Below are 4098 nucleotides of genomic sequence, written 5' to 3'. Positions count from 1 at the left end.
CAGCGCCTCAAGCGGCATATTCGCAAGGCGCGCAAGCGCAGTTGAGAGGGCGTCCTCAGCCGTTGATGACGCTGTTGCCGCTGCCCTGATCACTGACACGGGTAACAACGCTGCCCGGCAACTTGGTGATGGTATTGTCGCCACCAGTGAAGGTGAGGCTGTCGACGGTGGTGGCGCTTGAAAGGATCAGGATATTGTTGTTGCCGCTGATGGTGAGCTGCGTAACCTGATTGTTGCTCGCAATGGTGATGGTATTACGGTCGCCACTGATGATCAGCTCATAGGGCCGTGAGCGGTTAATGGTCTGAGTTGCATCACTGTCAGTGATTTCTATCGTCTCTCCTGCTACTTCGTTGTCACTTCAACCTTTTGCTCTGTTTCGTCGCTGTCACAAATTCTTCAGAATCCTGTCATCGTTGTGACCCACAACGCTCCTACCCTGTGCGCCTGCAATCCGCGTTCTCTTTTACCGCACAGGAGTTACCCGCATGAAACAGACACGTTTTTCCGTATCGGCCATCGCCCTGGCCATTGGCCTGTCCCTGGGGGGCATTGCCCAGGCGGAGTCGCCACAGCAGTGGTACCGTGATGGCGCCCAGGCCGTAAAACAGGCCAAGCATCTGCACAAGAACAAGCATCGCGCCAAGAATGTCATCCTCTTCGTCGGCGACGGCATGGGCATTTCCACCGCCACCGCGGCGCGTATCCTCGAAGGCCAGCTGCGTGGTGAGAACGGTGAGGAAAACCGCCTCTCCTTCGAGATGCTGCCCTACGTGGCCCTGTCGAAAACCTACAACACCAACCAGCAGACCCCGGACTCGGCCGGCACCATGACCGCCATGATGACCGGCGTGAAGTCCAAGGCCGGCGTGATTGCCGTCAACCAGTATGTCGAGCGTGGCAACTGCGCCAGTGCCATCGGCAACGAGTTGACCACCTTCCTCGAACAGGCCGAGATGGCCGGCATGTCCACCGGCGTGGTCACCACCGCCCGTATCACCCACGCCACGCCCGCCGCCACCTACGCCCACGTGCCGGAGCGCAACTGGGAGAGCGACGACAAGCTGACCGATGAGGCCAAACAGAGCGGCTGCAAGGATATCGCCCGCCAGCTCATCGAATTTCCCTATGGTGACGGCCTGGAAGTCGCCATGGGTGGTGGCCGCCGTCACTTCATCCCGCGCAGCACGGTCGATGGCGAGGGCAAGAACGGCAAGCGCAAGGACGGCCGTGACCTGACCGCTGAATGGGTGGCCAACTATGAGGACGCCGCCTATGTGTGGAATCGTGAGCAGTTCGATGCCATCGACAGCGACGAAGTGAAGCACCTGCTGGGGCTGTTCGAAAGCTCGCACATGGAATACGAGTTCGACCGTCCCACGGATGCCGGTGGTGAGCCCAAACTGTCCGAGATGACCGTCAAGGCCATCGACGTGCTGGACAACAACGACAAGGGATTCTTCCTGCATGTGGAGGCCGGCCGCATCGACCACGGCCATCATGCCGGCAATGCCTATCGTGCCCTGACCGACGCCATCGAGTTCTCCAATGCCGTCAAGGCCGCCATGGAAAGTGTGGACATGGATGAGACGCTGATTCTGGTGACCGCCGACCACAGTCACGTATTCACCATCGCCGGCTACCCGACGCGCGGCAATCCCATCCTCGGCAAGGTGGTGGGCAATGACAGTGCCGGCAACGCCAACCCCTATGCGCAGCTGGCCAAGGATGGCATGCCCTACACCACCCTGGGCTACACCAATGGCCGTGGTTTCCACGACCTCGAGAGCGGTGGCGATACCGTCTACGGCGAGCCCATCAACGCGGGCAGCCGCACGGATCTGAGCGCGGTGGACACCGAGGGCCAGGGCTTCCACCAGGAGTCGCTGGTGCCGCTGTCTTCCGAAACCCACGCCGGTGAGGACGTTGCCATCTATGCCGGTGGCCCGGGTGCGTACATGGTGCACGGTGTGCAGGAGCAGAACGTGATCTATCACGTGATGCGTGAGGCTACCCGCATGGATCGCAAGCTGAAGCGTGCGGCGCACAAGCAGCGTGATCACGACGACGACTGATTGGGGTCAGGGTCGAATGGCCCGCTTCTGAAAAAGAGTAGGGGGAGGGGGGCGCCTGGCGCTCCCTTCCCGTTTTTTCTGTATCGTGTATTTGGAGATGGATCCATGAAGATGGGCATGATGGTTTTTCTGGCGGCCGTGATGGGTGGTGCCTTGTTTGGCGTCCAGGCACAGGCCGAGGACGGGGCACAGGCTTCCCGCCCGGTGATTGCGGCACAGTTCGAAACCCGCAGCATCCAGCTGGCGCGGCGGCCACAGGCCAGTCGGCATCGATGGCACCTGCTGCGCTCGGTGCGGCAGGTGGAGGTGTGGAACGAGGGTGAGGCTCAACGCCAACGCTGGCAGCGCCGTGCCAACGGCGTCATCGACTACAGTCACCTTTTTCTGCAACCGCGCAAGAGCGTGGATTACACCGCGGGTGATCTGCGCTCCCTGGGCCGTTATCCCGACTGGATGCAGCTGAGGGGCGTGATCGATTCTGCCGTGCTACGGCAACTGACGCCCAGTGGCAACGTGGAGGTGCTGGGACGCCAGGCCGAGCGCTACCTGGGCCAGGTGAACGGCGTCGACATGGAAATCTGGTGGCTGAGTGATCTCGAACTGCCGGCGCTGGTGCGGCGTGTCCATGGCGACCGCGAGGTCAGTATCCATCTGTTGGATTTACAGACGGGGGGAGCGGCGTCGCAGTCCTTCGTTGATACCGGCAGCTATGATCACCTCGACTATGCCGACCTGGGCGACATGGAGGCCGATCCCTTCGTGCAGAAACTGCAACTGGCCGAGGGCGGGCACCGGCATCATTGAGCAGGCTGTTTACCAAGAGCAAGTCAGGATAGAGCCTGTGAAGGAAAAGCCTCATCTCTCGCCAAGGCGCAGAGGCGCAAAGAAAAAGGCCAGTAGTGGGTTGTCTTTGCGCTCTTTGCGGCTTGGCGAGAAATAAGATTTTTAGGGCTTCTAAAAGTGAAGCCTCTACTTTCCAATTGCCGGCCTCAAGCCAGCAGTAGTTCCTGCAGGATGCGTTCGTACATTTCTGACAACAGGTCGAGATCGGCCACGCTGACGCATTCGTCCACCTTGTGGATGGTGGCGTTGAGCGGGCCCAGCTCCAGCACCTGGGCGCCGGTGGGGGCGATGAAGCGGCCGTCGGAGGTGCCGCCGGCGGTGGAGAGTTCCGGGGTCTGTCCGGTGACCGCCTGCACGGCCTTCACCGCGGCGTCCACCAGCGCGCCGCTGGCGGTGAGGAAGGGCAGGCCGGAGAGTTCCCATTTCAGGTCATAGTCGAGGCCGTGCTTGTCTAGAATTGCTTCGACCTGCCGTTGCAGTTCTTCGGGCGTGACCTCGGTGGAGAAGCGGAAGTTGAACCACACCTCCAACTCGCCGGGGATGACATTGGTGGCGCCGGTGCCGCCGTTGATGTTGGAGATCTGAAAGGTGGTGGCGGGGAAGAATTCGTTGCCCGCGTCCCACTGCGCGCTGGCCAGCTCCGCCAGCGCCGGGGCGGCGAGGTGGATGGGGTTCTTCGCCAGGTGCGGATAGGCCACGTGGCCCTGTACGCCGCGCACGATCAACTTGCCGCCCAGTGAGCCACGACGGCCGTTCTTGATCACGTCGCCGACGCGCGCGGTGGAGGAAGGCTCGCCCACCAGGCAGCCGGTCATCTTCTCACCGCGCGCCTGCAGGTGCTCGACCACCTTCACCGTGCCGTCCACGGCCGGGCCTTCCTCGTCGCTGGTGATGAGAAAGCCGATGGAGCCCTTGTGATCCGGGTGCGCTTTGATGAAGCGTTCGCAGGCGGTGACCATGGCGGCGAGGCTGCCCTTCATGTCTGCCGTGCCGCGGCCGTAGAGCATGCCGTCGTCGAGGGTGGGCTCGAAGGGCGGATATTTCCAGTTGGCCTCGTCTCCCGTGGGCACCACGTCGGTGTGGCCGGCGAAGGCATACAGCGGCTCGGCGTCGCCGCGCCGCGCCCAGAAGTTGTCCACCTCGCCGAAGCGCAGGCGCTCGATGGTGAAGCCGATGGCCT

The 4098-nt window shown here is 62.1% G+C and carries 4 protein-coding genes; 2 read left to right on the top strand and 2 right to left on the bottom strand.

Translation table 11 applies throughout. From position 1 onward, the window contains the following. Positions 1-55: 55 nt before the first annotated feature. The gene (locus ENJ19_04895; protein ID HHM05064.1) at positions 56-334 is read right to left on the bottom strand and encodes a DUF3060 domain-containing protein; all 279 of its coding nucleotides are present in this window, start codon (positions 332-334) and stop codon (positions 56-58) included. Between the two features lie 154 nt (positions 335-488). On the opposite strand from ENJ19_04895, the gene ENJ19_04890 reads away from it, so the two are divergent. Together ENJ19_04890 and ENJ19_04885 are read left to right on the top strand one after the other, a co-directional pair. Continuing rightward, entirely contained in the window at positions 489-2075 is a 1587-nt protein-coding gene (locus tag ENJ19_04890; GenBank protein ID HHM05063.1) for an alkaline phosphatase, read from the top strand. Positions 2076-2180: 105 nt separating this feature from the next. After that, complete coding sequence (locus tag ENJ19_04885) at positions 2181-2879, top strand: hypothetical protein (GenBank protein HHM05062.1); 699 nt, start codon at positions 2181-2183, stop codon at positions 2877-2879. Between the two features lie 185 nt (positions 2880-3064). On the opposite strand, the gene ENJ19_04880 is transcribed toward ENJ19_04885, so the two are convergent. Continuing rightward, positions 3065-4098: succinyl-diaminopimelate desuccinylase (locus ENJ19_04880; GenBank protein HHM05061.1), on the bottom strand; the 1034-nt coding region annotated here is incomplete at its 5' end.

This window comes from Gammaproteobacteria bacterium (genome assembly GCA_011375345.1).
GTDB lineage: Bacteria > Pseudomonadota > Gammaproteobacteria > DRLM01 > DRLM01 > DRLM01.
Note: the sequence above shows the minus strand (reverse complement) of the source record. Positions and strands in the feature narration are given on the sequence as shown.

What these genes read in the sequence shown, in the direction of transcription:
- ENJ19_04890 (HHM05063.1), top strand. Translation starts at nt 489, where the DNA reads ATGAAACAGACACGTTTTTCCGTATCGGCCATCGCCCTGGCCATTGGC.
- ENJ19_04885 (HHM05062.1), top strand. Translation starts at nt 2,181, where the DNA reads ATGAAGATGGGCATGATGGTTTTTCTGGCGGCCGTGATGGGTGGTGCC.